The 18805-nt window shown below is 52.6% G+C and carries 14 protein-coding genes and 1 pseudogene; 6 read left to right on the top strand and 9 right to left on the bottom strand.

Annotated features, from left to right (window positions below; genetic code table 11):
- Positions 1-109 precede the first annotated feature (109 nt).
- Positions 110-1393: a hypothetical protein gene (locus K7P01_RS10930; protein WP_267292846.1), complete on the top strand. Its 1284-nt coding sequence runs from the start codon at positions 110-112 to the stop codon at positions 1391-1393.
- 115 nt (positions 1394-1508) lie between these two features.
- Positions 1509-2327 (top strand): DoxX family protein, encoded by an 819-nt coding sequence (locus K7P01_RS10925; RefSeq protein WP_267292844.1) that lies wholly within the window; start codon positions 1509-1511, stop codon positions 2325-2327.
- Here the strand turns inward: K7P01_RS10925 and K7P01_RS10920 are convergent.
- From K7P01_RS10920 to K7P01_RS10910, 3 genes are all read right to left on the bottom strand, one after another.
- Positions 2324-3139, bottom strand: coding sequence for a helix-turn-helix domain-containing protein (locus tag K7P01_RS10920; protein ID WP_267292842.1), 816 nt, complete (start codon positions 3137-3139; stop codon positions 2324-2326). The two genes, K7P01_RS10925 and K7P01_RS10920, sit on opposite strands and share 4 nt — an antisense overlap.
- 165 nt (positions 3140-3304) lie before the next feature.
- A complete protein-coding gene (locus tag K7P01_RS10915) occupies positions 3305-4795 on the bottom strand; it encodes a SusD/RagB family nutrient-binding outer membrane lipoprotein (RefSeq protein WP_267292840.1) in 1491 nt (496 codons plus the stop codon).
- A 23-nt stretch (positions 4796-4818) separates the two neighbouring features.
- The gene (locus K7P01_RS10910; protein WP_267292838.1) at positions 4819-8016 is read right to left on the bottom strand and encodes a SusC/RagA family TonB-linked outer membrane protein; all 3198 of its coding nucleotides are present in this window, start codon (positions 8014-8016) and stop codon (positions 4819-4821) included.
- A gap of 353 nt (positions 8017-8369) precedes the next feature.
- Here K7P01_RS10910 and K7P01_RS10905 point away from each other — a divergent pair.
- Positions 8370-9335 (top strand): annotated as a pseudogene (locus K7P01_RS10905) (acyltransferase family protein); the annotation flags it as partial.
- A gap of 6 nt (positions 9336-9341) precedes the next feature.
- Positions 9342-9890: an isochorismatase family protein gene (locus K7P01_RS10900; RefSeq protein WP_267292836.1), complete on the top strand. Its 549-nt coding sequence runs from the start codon at positions 9342-9344 to the stop codon at positions 9888-9890.
- 3 nt (positions 9891-9893) lie between these two features.
- Here K7P01_RS10900 and bla read toward each other — a convergent pair whose 3' ends face one another.
- The gene (bla, locus tag K7P01_RS10895) at positions 9894-10769 is read right to left on the bottom strand and encodes a subclass B3 metallo-beta-lactamase (protein WP_267292834.1); all 876 of its coding nucleotides are present in this window, start codon (positions 10767-10769) and stop codon (positions 9894-9896) included.
- A gap of 4 nt (positions 10770-10773) precedes the next feature.
- On the opposite strand from bla, the gene K7P01_RS10890 reads away from it, so the two are divergent.
- On the top strand, positions 10774-12024 hold the full coding sequence (locus K7P01_RS10890; protein ID WP_267292832.1) for a winged helix-turn-helix domain-containing protein: 1251 nt from the start codon (positions 10774-10776) through the stop codon (positions 12022-12024).
- A 5-nt stretch (positions 12025-12029) separates the two neighbouring features.
- Here K7P01_RS10890 and K7P01_RS10885 read toward each other — a convergent pair whose 3' ends face one another.
- From K7P01_RS10885 to K7P01_RS10865, 5 genes are all read right to left on the bottom strand, one after another.
- The gene (locus K7P01_RS10885; RefSeq protein WP_267292830.1) at positions 12030-12671 is read right to left on the bottom strand and encodes an ankyrin repeat domain-containing protein; all 642 of its coding nucleotides are present in this window, start codon (positions 12669-12671) and stop codon (positions 12030-12032) included.
- A gap of 186 nt (positions 12672-12857) precedes the next feature.
- Positions 12858-13130 carry a hypothetical protein gene (locus K7P01_RS10880; RefSeq protein ID WP_267292828.1) on the bottom strand — a complete coding sequence of 91 codons (273 nt, stop codon included), beginning with the start codon at positions 13128-13130 and terminating at the stop codon, positions 12858-12860.
- A gap of 182 nt (positions 13131-13312) precedes the next feature.
- Positions 13313-14077 carry an SDR family NAD(P)-dependent oxidoreductase gene (locus K7P01_RS10875; RefSeq protein ID WP_267292826.1) on the bottom strand — a complete coding sequence of 255 codons (765 nt, stop codon included), beginning with the start codon at positions 14075-14077 and terminating at the stop codon, positions 13313-13315.
- Positions 14078-14186: 109 nt separating this feature from the next.
- Positions 14187-15104 (bottom strand): helix-turn-helix domain-containing protein, encoded by a 918-nt coding sequence (locus K7P01_RS10870; RefSeq protein ID WP_267292824.1) that lies wholly within the window; start codon positions 15102-15104, stop codon positions 14187-14189.
- Positions 15105-15131: 27 nt separating this feature from the next.
- Positions 15132-16139 (bottom strand): helix-turn-helix domain-containing protein, encoded by a 1008-nt coding sequence (locus tag K7P01_RS10865; protein ID WP_267292822.1) that lies wholly within the window; start codon positions 16137-16139, stop codon positions 15132-15134.
- A 206-nt stretch (positions 16140-16345) separates the two neighbouring features.
- Here K7P01_RS10865 and K7P01_RS10860 point away from each other — a divergent pair, with 206 nt between their 5' ends.
- Entirely contained in the window at positions 16346-18763 is a 2418-nt protein-coding gene (locus K7P01_RS10860; RefSeq protein ID WP_267292820.1) for an outer membrane beta-barrel family protein, read from the top strand.
- The last annotated feature ends 42 nt before the right edge of the window (positions 18764-18805 follow it).

The following is an 18805-nucleotide window of genomic DNA, read 5'->3' as shown; positions in this document are numbered from 1 at the left end:
GTTGAAAGATTTTCTAGTACAACGCAAAAATGGCGTTCACAACGGCCACCAACCCGGCCATATAGCGTCCATTTACCGGTCATTTGTCGTTTATTGTTGATGTTACCTCATGGCGGCCGATAAAGACTATATAGAATATTACCGCGCACAGGTGCAAGCCCGCCTGTGGAGTGATCCGCACACCCGGCCGCGCCAACGTGAGCTCGAACAACTGGCCGACCAAATTGAACAACGCTCGGGCATACGCCTCAGTCTTTCCACACTCAAACGGCTGTGGCGTGACGACGTCACACAGGTACCACACCCGTCTACGCTCAACGCCCTCGTATCGGTGCTGGGCCACGCCAGTTGGGCAGACTTTAAACAGGCCACCGTCCTGGAGGCCGAGTTACAACCAACATCAATACCCCCAACGAAACCCGCCCGTCGGATAGCCAACACCTGGTGGTGGGCCGCTGCCGCGTCTGCTGCGCTCGTTACGCTGCTGGTATTATTACAAGCCACCAACCGTACCGCAAGCCCACGCCCGCTCGTCTTGCCTGCCGACATTCCCTTCCAGGCCGACAAGACAGTCACCATCGGTGTACCCAACACCGTTCAGTTCCGGTACGACGTCAGTAATATCACCGCCGACAGCTTTTTCATTCAACAGTCGTGGGACCCACGCGACAAAGAAGTGATCGACCCCGCCAGCCATTATCGTTCTTCGGTATATTATCTGCCCGGCTTCCACCGTGCCAAGCTCATTGTAAACGACTCGATCGTGCGCAAAGTCCGCATCCACATTAAAACTGATGGCTGGCTGCCCGTGGCCGAGTATAACGACGACAGCCGCGAGCCCTTTTACTTAGACAAGATAACATCCCCGGGAACCGGCGACCTGCACATCACCGAAGCGCAACTGGCCGCCGCAGGGGTAGACATCTCCCAACGCTTCCAATTGCGCTACTACAACATCCGAGACTTCGACCACATTCGCAGCGACAGTTTCATGCTGCAGGCACGTCTGAGACTCGACAGCTTACAAAATATGTCGTGCCCCAGGGCGCAAGTAACGATCGTGACCGAAGAAGATATATTCTACTTACAGCTCACCATGCCAGGCTGTGTTGGAGAATTATACCTGGGAATGGGGGAGACGAGACTAAGCGGCAAAAATCATGACCTCTCCGCGTTAGGATGTAACCTATACGACTGGCAGACCGTGCAGATACACAACAAGGGCAAACAGGTCACCATATCCTTAAATCATCAACCTGTCCACACAATATCGTATAAGAAAGACTTTGGCAGAATAGTAGGGATAGTCTTTAACTTCATCAGCCCTGGAGCGATCGACGACGTGAGTCTACAGAACGGGCGGGGAGATGTAATATACGAGACGGCGTTCTAGCCTGCCTGCCGAAAGGAGGATTCAGCGGCCCAAAACCGTCATTCGGGGTAGCATCGTTTGTTCTTTCGTGTCGAAATCAAAAGCTTTACAAACATAACCCACCTTCCTCACCCCTATGGAAAAGCTTACAAAAGCAGGAAATATCGCCTTTGGTCTTGCCATGGGTTGTGTTGGCATACATCAACTCTTCTACGGCAAGTTTTGTGTCATGATTGTACCGGACTGGCCCGTGCAAAGCCCGGTATATACCCTCCTGGCGTACGTCGGAAGTATAGCAATCGCCGGCGCAGGCCTGGCGATAGCATTCAACTGGCACGCGCGGGTTGTATCCTTACTCCTTGGTGGATGCCTGTTGATATTGCTTGTCGCGAGTTATATACCCTTTGAGTTTTTACACAATCCATACTATCATCACATCGCCACGTGGACCAACGCCTTTAAAGAACTGGCCTTCGCAGGCGGAGCCTTTGTAACCGCCGGCACCGTTAAGACAAACGCTCCGTATCGATCCTCGTTGCTACGCCTGTTGGAAAAACTTATACCCGCCGGCCGTTGGTTCTTCTCCATCACCATGATCACGTTTGGCTGTATGCACTTTCTATACCTGGAATTTGTGCAGAAGCTCGTGCCTGCGTGGATGCCCTACCCACAATTCTGGACAGCCTTTACCGGTGTATGCCTCATTGGCTCCGGCGTAAGCATCGTAACGCGCAATCAGACTCGCATCGTCGGCAACCTGCTTGGCGTCATGATCCTGCTCTGGTTCTTTATGGTACACATTCCGCGTGCGATCGCGACACCCTTTGAAGCCGACGGCAACGAGGTCACGGCGGCATTCTCAGCATTAGCCTTTTGTGGCACGGCGTTCGTCATTGCCAACGCAGCAACACGACGACGTGAGCAGGCAACAACTCAGCCGGTTTTAACAGATTAACCCTCCGCCAGCGCCAGGTTCAGTGCCGAAGCATTTGCCGTAAACGCATGTGGCGTCAGGCCTGTAAACAGCTTGAAATCTTTGATGAAATGCGATTGATCAAAATACCCCGAATCGTAAGCGATGCTGGTAAGATCCTGATCGTTGGAGTGAATCAGATTCAGGCTATAGTTAAAGCGATTTATCTTACACAACAGCTTGGGTTGTAAACCGGTATACTCGGAAAATAACATGGCCAGATAGCGCGGCGAGATATTGTTGCGCGACGAGATGTCCGCAATACGTTCTGTACTGAAATTATACGTCAGACTTTTTACGATCTCACCCACAAACTTCAGCTTTGCCTGCCGTTTACCCGACACCTGCAAGCGTGTCAATAGAAATTGCTCCAGCAACGTGATGCGTGTACGCAAATCGGGTGTGTCTTGTAGCTTGTTTTGTAGCGTACGAAGGGTGGGACCAAACAGATCGGCGGCGTCAATGATCTCATTGTTAAGAGCCGACATGCTCTCCTCAAAGAAATACGCCATCGAGTGCGGGTAAAACCGGATACCCAACATCGTATTGGCGCCGCTCGATCGGATCGCCAGGGGCTTGGTCATCTGTCCCCAAAGCTCGACGGGCGCCGTTGTATGGAAATCGTTGTCTTTTTGAAATTGCCAGTGGCCGTTACCCAGGTTGAAGATCACCTCCATGTTGCCACTGGGATACACGGTGTCGCCAAAGGCGTCGATCGGCCCTGACTCGTAGAAGTAGAAACACTTCACGAAGGGCTTCAGTGTAGGGCTCGGCTTGATCTCCTGGAACACCATTGTTGTAAAAAGGAATCGTTTCTAAAGATACGTAATTCTTGTAAAACCGGTTTCCAGGCCGGATTACAAGCACAAAGAAACGACCTGACAAGTGCCGGCGATTGTAAAAAACGGAAAAAAAGAGGCTGCCGAAGCAGCCCCTCTTTCGTGCATATTTAACCAAACCTAACGATCCCACCACACCGGCGTGCTCATGGCAAGGGTGCCTCCGTTAGTTTGCCGTGCCACGGCATCATCGACATTATCGCGATTCAACGTGAACTCGCGGGTGTCGTAGGTCCGTCGCAGGGGGATTTCACGATCTTCTGTGGCATTGGGCGCACGTTCCAACAGCGGATACCCCAGTCGCCGCCACTCCGACCACGGCTCATGACCCACCGCATATAGCGACAGCCATTTCTGCTCGCCGATCAGCTGCTGCCAGTTGGCTTGATCGTAAGCAACACCCGGTTGATTGATAAATTCGTCAATAACATCCGTGTCGGTAATGCCGTAGTAATTCATAGATGCTTCAATGGCATCATTGTAAAATCCCGCAGCCTGTGCTTCGCTTAGGCCGGCCCAACCGCGGGCGGCAAGCTCCGCCTTAATGAACAGCACTTCGCTATAGCTCTGAAAGATCAGCGGCGCGCCGGCGTTTTCTTTCCAGTAGTCGCCAATGAAAGAGATGTCGGCATTCTCCGTCTCACCGGCGATATCATCCGTAACACCGTACAATTCGCCTACATATTCCGGCGTGCCTGCCGCAACAGAAGTTTCTGTCGGATTGGCATACACCGCCAGGCGTGGATCGTCCTGCGCCAGCATAAAATCCACCAGGGTATTACTGATGGCGTAATCTGTACGATTGTCGACGTGAAAGTGATAGTAGATCGGATTGGAGTTGATCGCCTCGCCCAGGTATTTAAACACAGCGCTCTCCTCGTTGCTCTGAAAGACATTGTCGGGGGCGGCCAGCGCCGTATTGATCGCGTCTAACGCCAGGTTCTGCACCTCGGGCACTTGCGACATCCGGATGCCTACACGCAGTAACAGCGAATAACCGAACTTTTTCCAAAGTCCCATGTCGCCGCCATAGATCACATCGCCTTGTATTTCTCCGGTAACATCAATTTGTGCCGTGGCTTCTTTCAGCTCCTTCACCAGGTCGGCATAGATTTCCGACTGAGGTGTATAGGCCGGCGCAAAGTTGGCCGTACCCTTTAGGGCGTCGGTATACGGCACATCGCCCCACTGGTCGGTAATGATCTGAACCAGATAGGCTTTTAAGATCCGGGCTACCGCCAACTGGTTCTCGTGCGAACCGTAGTTCACCACTTCTGCCAGGTCTTTGGTTTCCGGATTGGTATTCATATCGATAATCTCCTGCAGGTCGGCCAGCGGACCATTGTAATAGGTATCAAATGACAGCTGCTCGAGATCGTATCGCGAAGTGCCGGTATATTGTGTCTCGGCAAAAAGCTGTGCATACAGGTTGGTGCCGAACAGCTGCTGCTCGGCGCGGGCACTGCGCTGTGCTTGCGTCAGCAGATAAGCCGTAGGAACACGCTCCGGTTCATTCGGGTTGGTGTTCATTTCGTCAAAGTCACTGGTACATCCCACGACGGCCAGGCTGACAAAGAGGAATCTATATAGAGGTTTGAATGATGTCTTCATAATGTTTTGAGGGTTGAATGCCACTACAGTTTCAGGTTTACGTTCACACCGATAACACGGGTGCTCGGGTGCTGCCCGTTTTCCAGACCCTGGATGTTACCAGAACCCAGCGCAGTCTCCGGATCGATGTTCGGCGTATTCTTATGCAGGATTGCCAGGTTGCGGCCGTATACACCGATCGAGATGCCCGTAAACGGTGTCTTGGCGAGCATCGCCGCAGGCAATGCATACGCCAGGCGCAGTTCACGCAGCTTTACAAAGCTGGCGTCGTACAGGAAGTTCTCGCGAATACCGGCGTAGTTCTTGAAATATGACTGCGCGGCAACGTATCCGTCATACGCTTCGCCGTTGGCCAGTACACCCGTCACGTGCACACCGCCACCGTCGGCTACCGGGTCACGCATCGGGTTGCCTTTGTCGTTCAGACCGGCTGTTTCTTCCAGCAAGCCGGAATATGTACCGTAGCGGTTGGTTGTCGAGTATATATTTCCGCCGTGGCGTATGTCGATCGTCCCGCCCAGCGTAAAGCCCTTGTAGGAAAACGTATTGACCACACCGCCAGTCCAATCAGGCATAAACGTTCCCAAGACCGTGTTGGGTTGTTGTACATAAGCACCCGAAGCAGTAACGATCGGCGTGCCGTTCTCGTCACGTCTGTGGGCGATCATCACAAACGTGCCGTATGGCTCGCCAATGCGTGCATTTGTCGTCACGCTATAATCGTTGATGATCAGGTTCTGCAGCCCCTGGTAAAGCCGTACTACCTCGTTGACGTTGCGCGCCCAGTTAACCGAAATATCCCAGTTGAAACCCGATGCGCTTTTGATCGGTGTGCCATACAACATCACCTCAAAACCCTTGTTGCTCATTTCGCCGGCATTTACATAGTACTTATTGTACTTGCTGGCAGCGGATACGTCCAACCCAATGATCTGTTTCTCTGTTTTCGTATCATAGTACGTAAGGTCGAAACCTGCGCGGCCATTCAGGAATGACATTTCGAGGCCGAACTCAATCGTAGTGGTTTCCTCGGCATCCAGGTCTTTATTATTTAGGTTGTTGGCAACGCCGTATGCGGGATTCGAACCAAACGCAGTTTGGATTTGATACGTAGTGTTCACCCGGTACGGATCGGTGTCGTTCCCCACCCGTGCCCAGCTCGCACGCACCTTGCCCAGCGATACAGTACTATGATCGGATATCAGCTCAGAGAATACAAATGTACCCGTGGCCGAAGGATAAAAATACGACCGGTTCTTCGATGGCAATACCGACGACCAGTCATTTCGTCCTGTAATGTCCAGGTATGCCAGGCTCTTATAGCCAATGCTGGCGCTACCAAAGATCGACTGCACTTCCTTTTGCTGGTAAATATCGGAGAGCAGCGGTCGGTCGATCGATGCGTTCAGGTTAAAGAAGTTCGGTGAGTTCAAGCCACCGGATGTCCGACCGTAGTTCTGATAGAACTTGCGCTTGCGCACATTGGTACCGGCCAGCAAATTTAATGTAAAGTCGGGCGACAACTCTTTGTTGTACGTTAAGTGCAGCTCGAAATTGTTATCGCGTACCTCGCGCACGTCTTCGTCATAGTACGACTGCTGCAGCGAGCCCGTAGCCTGGCGCCGCTCGCGACGGTCGGTATAAAAGTCCGTACGCGCCCAGCCTTGAATGGCAAGGCCCTTCAGAATCTGATATTTCAAAGAAACGTCACCAAAGACACGCTCACGCACCTGGTTCGTGGGGCTTTCATACACCTCCCAGAACGGGTTGTTCCAATACAGCGGATGCAGGTTGGTAGGGCTGGAAATATTCCAGCTGCGTTGCTCACCCAACGCTGTTTTATAGTGGCGCAGCTTGTCCATGTCTAGCTGGCGCTGGAACCATTGATTAAAGCTTGTAGAGTTATTTGTATTACCAAGGTCGTCCGAGTAACCCGACGTCGGTATACCTTCATGCAGGAAATGTGCGTAATTGGCGTGGGCTATTACTTGTAGCTTGTCCGTCAGCTTGCTTTCGACGTTTAGCGAAATGTTGTTCTTCGTTAGTTCGTTGTTGGGAAATGTACCGGTGGCGTTGTAGTTTGTATAGCCTACGCGAAAGTTGGTCTTATCATTGCCACCCACCAGCGCAATGCTGTTGTTACGCGTTACCCCCGTCTCATAAAAATCTTTGATGTTGTCTTTGTGTGGCGAGAACGGCGTCAGCTTGCCATAATCCGGATCATCCGGGAACCAGGAATACCACTGTCGTACCGGCGTTCCATCCATCCGCGGGCCCCAGCTTTCGTCTGCTGCATAGTTTACAACGGGTTCGCCCTGATACGTTGAGAAGGTTTGGGTATAACCACCGCCATATTCGTTTTGATATTTGGGGAGCACCGCTACCTTGGCAAACTCCAGGCTGGAGCTAATGTCAATGCCGATACCTTTCTTGATACCGCGGCCGCTTTTGGTGGTAATAAGAATAACACCGTTGGCGGCACGCGAGCCATAGAGGGCCGCTGCGTTGGCACCTTTTAACACCGTGATCGACGCAATATCATTGGGGTTGATGTCCGCTACAGCATCGCCGTAGTCAGTACCACCAAAACCAGCTTCCACAGAACGTACACCGCTGGCGCTGCCGGGAGGCACGCCGTTATAGTTCGAGTTATCGATAGGAGTACCGTCTACGACGTACAACGGACGGTTGTCACCCGTAATAGACTTGATACCGCGAATCATGATCTGCGTACTACCGCCGAGGGAACCGGGCGAACCGTTTACGGCAACACCGGCAATTTTACCCGAAAGGGAGTTCACAAAGTTGTTAGTCTTTACATCCGACACCGCCGAGCCATCGACCTGCTGCACAGCATAACCGATGGAGCGTTTGTCGCGAGGAATGTTCAAGGCTGTCACGACCACTTCGCTAAGCTGCCGAATGTCGCTGGCCATTTGTACATCTACCGTGGAGCGGTCTCCGATTTCCACTTCTTGTGTAGTCAATCCGATAAACGTAAAAACAAGTACGTTGCTGCCGGAAGGCACCGATAACGTATAATTACCATCCGTGTCGGTAACAGTACCGTTGGTGGTACCTTTTACCAACACATTTACACCGGGCAAGCCTGTGCCATCTTCCGGAGACGTGATTCGTCCCGCGATGGTTCGGTCTTGTGCCCATGCTTCATGAACGAGCATAAGGGATGCCGTCACGAATGCGAGTAGCATTCTTTTCATAAGTAAGGGAGTTTAGGTTAATGAACTATTCTTCTGTATACCAAACTTATTGCAAAATATTCAACCTTAAAACAACACTACCGCAAAACGTTGTATCGAATAAGTGGACTAAATACCCCATATTGGGTTATTGACCATTTCAAACGGTTTAGGACACTAAAAAAGTCTTTAAAATTTTTACAAAGCGATGAAAAAAATTATACACCTAAGTTCAGGTATAGTATACTTCCCCATTTATACCAGTATACCTTAAAAATCGGGGTAAGACTATCGTGCTCTCGTGCACTGTAAGCCCATTCCAGCCACCTTGACCTGATGATCAACCATGGCTACCTGGCCTTGGACTTCTTTTTTTACTCTCCGGTTTTGTCATTGGCTATGCCTATGACGACCGCTGGGGGAAGATCACCATCGGCGAGTTCTTTAAACGCCGCCTCGTACGCCTGCAGCCCATGGTCATCATGGGCATGCTCGTCGGCGCCGCATTCTTTTACTTCCAGGACTCCGTCATATTTCCCAACATCCATTCCGTCTCCGTCGCACGGTTGCTGTTGATCATGCTCATTGGCTTTACCGTACTTCCCGTGCCGCCCTCTATGGATATCCGGGGCTGGGCGGAAATGCATCCCCTGAACGGACCGGCATGGTCCCTCTTCTTTGAATACGTCGGCAACTTCTTCTACGCTATCGGCGTTCGGAAGCTCCCGAACTGGGCACTGGCAATCCTGGTGGCGATCGCTGCCGCGGCACTGATACACCTTACTACCCTGGTCGCTACCGGCGATGTGATCGGCGGCTGGTCGCTGGAGCCTTCACAATTTTACATCGGTTGCGTGCGGCTGATCTTCCCATTCTTTGCCGGCCTCTTGTTGTCGCGTGCAGCCAGGCTCACGTATATCAAAAACGCATTCTTCTGGTGCAGCGTACTGCTGATCATCGTTCTCAGCACACCTCGCATCGGCGATGCCGACCACCTGTGGATGAATGGTCTGTACGAATCCATCAGCATCATCGTGCTCTTCCCACTCATCGTATACCTGGGCGCCAGCGGCGACGTAAAAGGCAAATACGCCGGAGGCCTCTGCAAGTTCCTCGGCGACATCTCGTACTCCATCTATATCACACACTACCCCATCATCTATACCTACTTCGGCTGGGTATACGATCATAAATACAAGCTTGCGGACGTATGGCCAGTCGGCCTGCTAGCTTTTGCATCCAGCATTGCGTTGTCGTATCTTTATCTGAAGCTATACGACGAGCCCGTACGGGCCTGGCTGACGAGAAAGCTATTGGTGAAGCCCGCCAACACGAACTGACAGATCATGGGAGAAAAAGCATTGCTGATCATCGACATGCAAAAGGGCGCTTACATGGAGGCTCCTTGCTTCGACGCGGAGGGAGTACTGATGCGCATTAATCAACTGGGAGAGATATTCCGCCAGGCCGGCTGGCCAGTCTTTCTCATTCAACACAACGGCACAAAGACAAATGAATTTATACCCCACACACCGGCATGGGAGTTTCTGGATGAATTAGTCGTCTCGCCAACCGACATCGTCATGAGCAAGCAGGCCCACGACGCCTTCTATGAAACATCGTTGGCGGAAGAGCTTACCCGGCGCGGCATTCGCGAGCTGTTCATTACCGGCAGCGCCACAGACTTCTGCGTGGAGTCGACTGTTCAATCAGCTTTATCGAAAGACTATCAGATAGTGGTTGTTAAGGACGGCCATACTATGAGCGACCGCCCCCACCTTTCCGCCAAAGCAATTATTGAGCATTACAATTGGATCTGGGGGCTATTGATTCCCACGCGCGGCAGTATTACAGTGCAACCCTTCGACGTGCTGAAGACCTCTCTTACCCCGTAAACATTACTTTTCTTCTTTCAAGCGCCGGTCGTATTCTTGTTTTGCTCTATTAATAGACGCTTCAAACAAAGGACGATCGGCAAACACCTCGGGTTTGTACGGATCGCCAGGCTTGCGTTTATCGTGCAGATCAAATTGGCTGGCATGGGCGGCTACCCAGAGATCAAACGGCTGCTTCTTCAGCACTTCGAATGTATGGCGATAATCTTTGCCCACTTGCGGATAGGCGGCCATTCCTTTCAGACGCGTCTGCGACAGGATGGTAGGTATATTTACAATCAACACTTTCCAGGCGCGCTTGTCGTCGCGGGTGTCCAAGAGAAAGCTGGTTGAACCTTTGGTATGCCCTGGGTGATGGAGTACCCGTAGCGTTGTCGTACCAAGGCGGATCGTGTCGCCATCGTGCAGCAGCCGGTCGGCCTTTAAGCCCACAAACGTCGGTCCGTTGCCACCCATGATAAAGTCCGAGCTGCCGCCATCGGCCAGCACCGCAGCATCGGCTTCCTCTACCATCATGCGCGCGCCAGTAATCTTTTTGATCTCAGCCATGCCGGCCACGTGGTCGTAATGTGCCTGGTTTGTCAGCAAGATTTTGACGTCGCTGAAATTAAAGCCCAGGGCTTCGACGTTTTTGCGGATCATCGGCGCCGACTCCGCCAGTCCGGTGTTGATCAGAAAGTGGCCCTTCGGCGTGGTGATCAGGTAAGACGCCAGATCATACGTGCCCACATAATACAAGTTGCCGGCGATGCGAAACGGCTCATAGGGTTTCGACCAGGCAGAGTCGTTCCAGGGCAGCGGCGCAAGCTGTTGTGCGGTAGAAGAAAAAACGACGGCCAGCAGGCATACCGTCAGGCAGAGGCGAAGGGATGTAAACATGATCATGGATTTCGCTCTAAAGATTATAAAAAATCTTTATACTTTTAATTTTTACTTCATGGATCGTATCACGCTTACGCCCGAACAAGCTCGCAAGATCATTCTGCACGCTGCAGGACTGTGGAAGCGCGCCCCCTTTGGCAAAGGCAAAGAGGCCGTATACAAATTCATCGACCACCTGGGCTTTCTCCAGATCGACAGCAACTACGTCGTAGAGCGCGCCCATCACCACGTCATCGCCACCCGCGTGCCCGGCTACCAACCCGAGTGGATCGACTCCCTGCAAGGCGACGGCAAAGTATACGAGTTCTGGACCTTTGCCACCGGCTACATGCCCATGCATGCCTATCGTTTCTCACTGCCCGTACACGCAGCGTTTGACGGTAAATACGACGTGACTCCCGCCGAAGCCACACTCCAGCGCAAGATCCTCGACCGTATCGGACGCGAAGGCCCGCTCATGGCCCGCGACTTTGAAAACGACCGAACCACTAAAAGCACCGGCTGGTGGGACTGGCGCCCCTCCAAACGCGCCCTCGAACACCTGCACCTCAGCGGTAAACTGATCACGCTACGCAAAAAAGATTTTCAGAAGGTATACGACCTGCCCGAAAATGTACTGCCTGCCGACCTCGACCTCACACCCCCGACCGACGACGCATTCACCCACCATGCCATCCACCGCGCACTCAAAGCCCTCGGCGTTGCCTCGCTAAAAGACATAGCCTATACATGCCGGTTTGTGAAGATGCCGTGGAAGACCGCCATACAGCAGTTGGTTGACACGGGGAAAGTATGCGCCGTCGACGTCACCGGGCTGAAAGGCGGACCGTATTACATGCTACCCGAATACCGGAAAAAGTCGATCACCTTATCCGGCGATGTTTTTATCCTCTCGCCCTTCGACATCCTCAACGTGCTGCGTCACCGCCTGCGCGACTTCTTTGAATTTGATTACCAGGTAGAATGTTTTGTGCCTGCGGCAAAACGGAAGTATGGCTACTTCTCGTTGCCGATCCTGATCGGCGACACGTTCGTAGCACGCATGGACTCCAAGGCCGACCGGAGGAAACGCACGTTGCTGGTGAACAACCTGCACTTCGAATCCGTCAAACGAACGAAGGCCATGATCACCGACATAGGCGAAGCCATTCAGGAGTTTGCCAAATTCAACCAATGCGAAGCCATCGTGCTACAGAAATGCAACGACAGAGATGCGCTCAAAATCCTTCGCCAGCAGCTTTCGGAACAATAGAAAATTTATTGGAATAACGCCTTCAGCCCGGCATCGCCATCGTCCAGGAATTCGGTGATGTGTTTGCCCTCATTATTATAGGTATCCTTTTTAGCTCCGGCTGCCAGGAGCATACGTATACAATCCACCTGGTTCCGTCGATTCCGGCCGCCGAGGTGTTTATAACCATGCACCGCCCAAAGCAAGGGCGTGCTGTTGTGGTCCGAACAGCGAAGATGTATATCGGCCCCGGCACGGATGAGCCGGCCGACGAGTTTCTCCACGCCGGTCCACGCCGCCCAGTGGAGTGCCGTGGCGCCACCACCACCAACGTGGTGAATATTGGCACCCCGGTTGACATATAAAATCCCGGTTTGCTCCGCCAACAGACTCGCGGCCGTCATCAGCGGCGTATCCTGGTACGCGATCAATCCGAACCCGTCAATGTTGGCGCCGTGGTCCAGGAAGATCAACGCCAGCTTCACGGCATCGTCGTCGGAATACATACCCGCAAAAACGCCGTCGCAGATCCGGTGTAACGGATGTGCCAGAGCCCGGTTCTTTTCGTCAAAAGGAAGCCCCTCGTTGGCCGCCGCCGGATTTTTCGAAAGCGCCCGTCGTAAACCGTCGTAGTCGAGTGAGTTCATCAACATTCTGATTGCTGCCATAGGCGGAAGATATTACTTATTCTGCCTCCGACGAAGTAAGCCGACCTACATGTGACATAACCCCAATTCTTTGTGACGAACAGAATAGTGAGAGGAAAAAAAGAAGCCGCCCGATAGGGGCGGCCGCTTACATTAGCTTCCAAAATGGGCTATCAGATGGCGCGATAGTCCCAGAATGGGGGTATCTTAAAGGTCGTTTACACGCTGCAGACTATCCACCTTGGGTTTGATCTTCACCAGCATGGCGGCCGCCTTGCCATAGTTCGGATCTTCCCGCCTGACCTTCGTCAGACTGGTATAGGCTGCTTCGTAATTTTTCTTGTTATAGTTTTCCACGCCGTATCGGAAGTGATCAATCGGGAACAATATGCTGAGGACAACAATGAAAACAGCAAAGCCAACAAAGCCCAGCAAAGTCCTTTTGCTGAAGAGGCTCTTTTCCTTCTCGGGGATAGACATGGTTTAGTAGGTATAGTATTGCATAAATCATGGACGCATTTTTCATGCCAAAGAAACGAGGTAAGGTATCAGCTCGCTAAAACTCCGATTTGTACAGCGCAAGAAAGAATAGCCATATACCAAAACGAGAAACCCCGCGACGGGCCTGCCGCGCGGGGTTTCTTATTCTTATAGTAAGATTATTACAGGTTCATCCCGCCGGATACCTCCAGGCGTTGGGCCGTGATCCACCGCGCCTGCTCCGTACACAGAAATGCCACCACACCACCAATATCTTCCGGTAAGCCTACACGTCCGAGTGCCGTCTTTTCGGCCAGGTGTTTATTTACGTGCGCGTTGTCGCGCACCACACCGCCGGCAAAGTCTGTTTCAATCGCACCCGGTGCCACCGTGTTGACGGTGATGCCCCGCGCGCCCAGTTCCTTCGCCTGGTACCGCGTCAGCACTTCAATACCACCCTTCATCGCCGCATAGGCGGCATACCCGGGCTCGGAGAACCGGGCCAGACCACTCGAGATGTTGATCACGCGTCCGCCGTTGTTCAGGATCGGCAACGCATGTTGTGTCAGAAAGAACGGCGCCTTGAAGTGAATAGTAAAGAGCTCGTCGAGCTGCGCCTCCGTGGTGTCGGCAAATGCTGCATACACACCGATGCCGGCGTTGTTCACCAGAAAGTCGAAAGCCTCTGCCTGAAATGTACTCTTCAGCGTCGCTTTCAGCTGACCGAAGAACGGTTCGAAGTTTTTGCTGTCGGCAACGTTCAGCTGCAATGCTGCCGCCTTCACCTTCAACCCCTGCAGTTGCGCCACCACTGCGTCGGCTTCATTTTGCGCTGTATTATAGGTAATGATTACGTCGATTCCGTTTTCAGCCAGGTTCAGCGCCATGTCTTTTCCCAGCCCGCGGCTCCCACCCGTGACCAGGGCAATCTTGTTCTTAGATTCCATCGTTTGTATGTATTAATTGTAATACAAAGATGGAGGGCCCCGGCCGGGCAATATTTGCGAGGATCAATCGAAGATTTGCGAATTTCAAATAAGGGGGTTCCCCCGCCGGCTAAGCACGGAAAGCCAGTGGCGTCAGGGCCGTGCGCTTCTTAAAGAAGTTCGAAAAGTGCGCCACCTCTTCAAAGCCCAGCGAATACGAAATCTCGGACACCGTCCAATGGCTATTTCTTAACATGATCTTAGCTTCTTGCAAAATGCGATCGCTGATGATCTTTGTCGTCGTAGACCCGGTCGATTCCTTCAATACTTTATTCAAGTGATTGACGTGAATCGCGAGCCGGTCAGCATAATCCTTCGGCGTGCGCAAGCCCAGCGACTGCTGCGGCGGCACCACCGGGAACTGCCGCTCTAACAATTCCGTAAACAACGACGACACCCTGGCCGACGCCCCATGCGCCGCCGGCACAGTAGCGCCCGGCCGCAGCTTCTGCCCATAGTGGATCAGCTCCATCACATAGTTCCGCAGCAAATCATACTTATAGGCATAGTCCGATGTAACCTCCTTCCGAATCCGCCGAAAGATATCGCCTATCTCCGCTGCCTCATCATCCGAAATCTCAAACACCGGACAACCCCCAGGCTGGAACAACGGCAGATTATCAAGCGTCAACCCATGCTGCGTCTTATTAATAAAATCACTTGTAAAAATACAAAACGCCCCCTGCTGCTTTTCGCTCTGCGGCAACCAATGATACGGCACCTTCGGCGTAGCAAACAGCAACGCCTGCTTCTCAATCTGCACTACCTTGTCCGCATACTCTGCCCGATTGGCACCCTGTATAAAACTAATCTTATAATACGCCCGTCGATCATACGGCATTGCCGTCTGCTTCCCCGCCACCGCTGCCAAATCAAACACATTAAAATGTCCCTGATGCTGATTCCCCTCCGGCACCGGCATCCCGGCACTTCCCTTTCCTGCATCCTGCAGTTGCTTATAAAACTCCTCAACAGAAACAATCTTCACGACGTTGTAATTTTTGAGTTTCCTAATTTATGTATTTCGTAAAACACCAACCTGTTCCCGATACTGCGTCGGCGTCATCTGTGTGGCAGCCTTAAACGCCACATTAAACGACGTTACCGTTCCAAACCCGCAATCATATGCAATGCTCGCCACCTTCTCCTGCGCATAGACCGGATCCGCCAGCATAGTCTTCGCTTTCGCAATCCGATACTGATTCACAAACTCCGCAAAGTTCTTCCCCTCTTGCTCATTAATAGCCTGCGACAAATCCCGGGAGTTTACCGACAGTTGCTCCGCCACGCGTTTCAACGTAAGCTCACTATCCAAATAAGCATCGTGTTGCTCGAACAAGCTCTTAACCTGCTGCACCAGCTGACGGGCCGTTGCGCCGTCAATCGTCGAGCTGGTATACTTCTCCAACGCAAACACATGTCGCTTCAACAGCATGTACGAGAAGATATAGACCAGCAACGAAAAGAACACCGCGCCCAAAATATAGAAAGGAATAAATCCAAGATACACCCCTCCATATACCAGCAGCACCGTACTAACCCCAATCACAATATTGCGATACCACGACTTCAACCGTGTGCCCGCCGGCACGTTAAAAAGGTAATACCAGGAAACCACCAGGTATACCGTCTGGTGCAGCAGCACCGATGGATAGAGAATCCGTGACAACAGGCTGCCGTCGTTGGGAATGATCGGGCTTAACAATAAGTAGAGGGCGAAAGGCACCAGGTGTAGATAGTGGCGGGAGGAGAATGTTTGTTTCTCCAGAATCGCCTTGCCATAAAGCCATAACAAGGGGCCCGTGGCCAGGACGGTGGCAATGGCCAGGTTGCGCACGCGCGGGTCGAGGTCCAGGTAGACAAATACCACCGATTTGCCGATACGCACCGTGAGGCTCAGCAACAGGAACGCCAGCAGCAGGTTCGAGCGCCGGTCCCGCAGGCTGAACAAATACACACACAGGAACAATGCCTGGATCACCCCCAGACAACTCAATACTAATATGACACCTTTAGCAACCATGATCTTTGCAGTCCAACCATTTCTTCCGCTCCCAATTAACCCATAAGCTGTTACTTTATCATTACGGAGTTGGTGATATTTTAGTCTGCTGAACCGGACTACCGCACTCCGACTTTTCTAAAAACGCCCTTTTTCATTATAAAAAACATGTTTTTTAAAGTGTTCCACGGCCTTACATCGCATCCTTGTAAGAAAAACAAGAGGAGATGGACCGCCCGATGCCTACGCGCCACACACTGATCAGTTTACTGCTGACACTGCTTTCAGCACATGCCTTTACCCAGGACCGGCACACCCTGACCGGCCGGGTCGCCAGCCCAACCGGCGAGCTACAGATGGGTAATGCCCTGGCCCTATCGGTCCGTGACTCCAGCCTGCTCCAGGGCGTCAGCTTCCTGGAAGGCAATTTCTCGTTGACCGACCTGCCCCAGCACGAGGTGCTCCTCAAGCTGACGTCCATCCAGTTCGGCGATACCATTATGTATGTATTCCTGGCCGGCCGGTCCCGTGTGGACCTGGGCACCGTCATCGTCCGCGACAACCCGGAGCTGCTCGGCGAGGTCGAGATTACCGGGGATGCACCGCTGTTCACGACTCGTCCCGACGGGGTGTTACAGGTTAACGTCGCCAATACCGTACTGGCTACCAGCAGCTCGGTACAAGAGATTCTGACGCACTCGCCCGGCGTCACGTCCGACGACAACGGCCTTTCCATCTTCGGCAAGGGCCAGGCAATTTTGTACCTCAATGGCAAGCGCATCACGCAAGAGCGCCTCGCGTCGATATCGGCGGCGCAAGTAAAAAGCATCGAGATCATCACCAACCCGCCGGCATCGTACGATGCCGAGGGACAGGCTGTCATCAACATCATCACCAAAGCCGACATGCCCGATGGTTATCGCGCCACCGTCAACCAACAGGTAACATGGTCGCACTATGCCGGGGGTGCCACCAATACTCAGATCAACGCCACCGCGAAGAAGGGGCGCATTGACGTGGCCGGTAACATCGACTTGCGCCGTGGCAACGACCGTGAAGTACTCAACACTACGCGCACACGTCCGGCCGAAACAGACTACCTGAACTCACAACTACGTTGGGATCGCCAGCGCGACTATAAGGACGTGTCGAACTACAGCCTGGGTATGTCATACGCCCTGCGCGGCGGCAGCTATGCATCTATAGAATACAACGGCTTCTATGAACGCATCGACGATGACCTGCAAAGCCGGAACTTTATCACCACCCATACGGAAGACAGCCGCTATAGCTCCCGCACTGCACGCATCAATCTCACCCGTAATAACGCTGTTACCGTCAATAGTAAAACGATGCTCGACACCCTGGGATCTTACCTTTTCGTTGGCGGCCAGCTCTCCACCTATAGCTGGTATCGCGATGACGACATCCACGAAAACAACCTTATCAACAACGAAGAAGTTAGTAACGAAGAAGTCATTCGCGTGCTGGGAAGCCACCAAAACAACCCCATTAAAATTCTCAGCCCACAAGCCGACCTTCTGCATGTATACCCTCGCGGCGGCAGGCTCGCCTTTGGCACCAAGCTCAGCCTCGCCCGCGTAGCGGCCGACCTGTCGTTTTACGAAATCAGCGAAGGTGGTGAGCATACTCCCGATCCCCAGCGTACGAACGATTTCTCCTACGACGAAACCATATCCGCAGCCTACACGCAATACGACGGCATCATCAACAAGTCCATAACCTATGGCGTTGGTCTGCGCGCGGAGTGGACGCACTATACCCTGTATACCTCGATCCGCGAGGAGGGCACTTTCCGCGATACGTACATAAACCTCTTCCCGCAAGCACAGATCGCCATGACAGCGTCACCAGACCTCAAGCTGCGCGCCGCGTATACGTCGCGTATCATACGACCTTCCTACCAATCCCTCAGTCCCGCGCTCATTTACCAGGACGCCTTCACCTCTTCTGCGGGAAACCCCGACCTGAAACCCGAAAAAGTACACGCAGTGGAATTAGGTGCTGCCTGGCGCATGCTCGACTTCAAAGCCGGTTACAGCTATAACATCACCCCCATGAGCGGTGCCGCCACGCGCGGTGCCGACGACAAAAGCTACATCCTGAAAGCCATCAACCTCAGCCGCGGCCATAACTACTTTGCCACCGCTTCCGCGACCTTCAGTCGCCCCTGGTTCACATCCACCAACAGTGTAAGCGTCAATTATAGCAAACGTATTGACAGCGACAACGGCTTCACCATGATTGCCGTCCGACCCCAGGTATACTTGTATACAAACAACAAAATAAACATAGGCAAACTCTTCTCCTTGCAACTCCTGGGTTGGTACCTCGGCCAACGCTCACAAGGTCTATATTTTGACTATGACCGTTGGCTCGTCACATTGGGCGCCGAAAGGGAATTCCTGAACAAGGCTCTCAAAGTCAGCTTCACCGCCAACGATATGTACCACACCAGTTACCCTGATGGCCATTACGACGTTGGTCAAACACACATCATCTACGCACGCAAGTTTAACACCGACTATTATCGTTTCATCGTCACCTACACCTTCGGCCAGCTAAAGAAGAGCAGCTATCAAAGTCAATCCACCGGCACTACGGAAAATAGCCGCGTACGATAATAATGTGCGTGTGGGAGCGAGAGCGAATAGGGGTGCTATATT

The sequence above is a fragment of the Parachryseolinea silvisoli genome, from assembly GCF_021190955.1.
GTDB classification, from domain to species: Bacteria; Bacteroidota; Bacteroidia; order Cytophagales; family Cyclobacteriaceae; genus Ohtaekwangia; species Ohtaekwangia silvisoli.
The sequence above is the reverse complement of the archived record's forward strand: the minus strand, read 5'-3'. Positions and strand labels throughout refer to the sequence as shown.

Coding starts and splice junctions, on each gene's coding strand:
- K7P01_RS10885 (WP_267292830.1), bottom strand. CDS start 12,671: ATGGCAGCAATCAGAATGTTGATGAACTCACTCGACTACGACGGTTTA.
- K7P01_RS10920 (WP_267292842.1), bottom strand. CDS start 3,139: ATGGTGTTCCAGGAGATCAAGCCGAGCCCTACACTGAAGCCCTTCGTG.
- K7P01_RS10860 (WP_267292820.1), top strand. CDS start 16,346: ATGGACCGCCCGATGCCTACGCGCCACACACTGATCAGTTTACTGCTG.
- bla (WP_267292834.1), bottom strand. CDS start 10,769: ATGTTTACATCCCTTCGCCTCTGCCTGACGGTATGCCTGCTGGCCGTC.
- K7P01_RS10865 (WP_267292822.1), bottom strand. CDS start 16,139: ATGGTTGCTAAAGGTGTCATATTAGTATTGAGTTGTCTGGGGGTGATC.
- K7P01_RS10900 (WP_267292836.1), top strand. CDS start 9,342: ATGGGAGAAAAAGCATTGCTGATCATCGACATGCAAAAGGGCGCTTAC.
- K7P01_RS10875 (WP_267292826.1), bottom strand. CDS start 14,077: ATGGAATCTAAGAACAAGATTGCCCTGGTCACGGGTGGGAGCCGCGGG.
- K7P01_RS10930 (WP_267292846.1), top strand. CDS start 110: ATGGCGGCCGATAAAGACTATATAGAATATTACCGCGCACAGGTGCAA.
- K7P01_RS10910 (WP_267292838.1), bottom strand. CDS start 8,016: ATGAAAAGAATGCTACTCGCATTCGTGACGGCATCCCTTATGCTCGTT.
- K7P01_RS10880 (WP_267292828.1), bottom strand. CDS start 13,130: ATGTCTATCCCCGAGAAGGAAAAGAGCCTCTTCAGCAAAAGGACTTTG.
- K7P01_RS10925 (WP_267292844.1), top strand. CDS start 1,509: ATGGAAAAGCTTACAAAAGCAGGAAATATCGCCTTTGGTCTTGCCATG.
- K7P01_RS10915 (WP_267292840.1), bottom strand. CDS start 4,795: ATGAAGACATCATTCAAACCTCTATATAGATTCCTCTTTGTCAGCCTG.
- K7P01_RS10890 (WP_267292832.1), top strand. CDS start 10,774: ATGGATTTCGCTCTAAAGATTATAAAAAATCTTTATACTTTTAATTTT.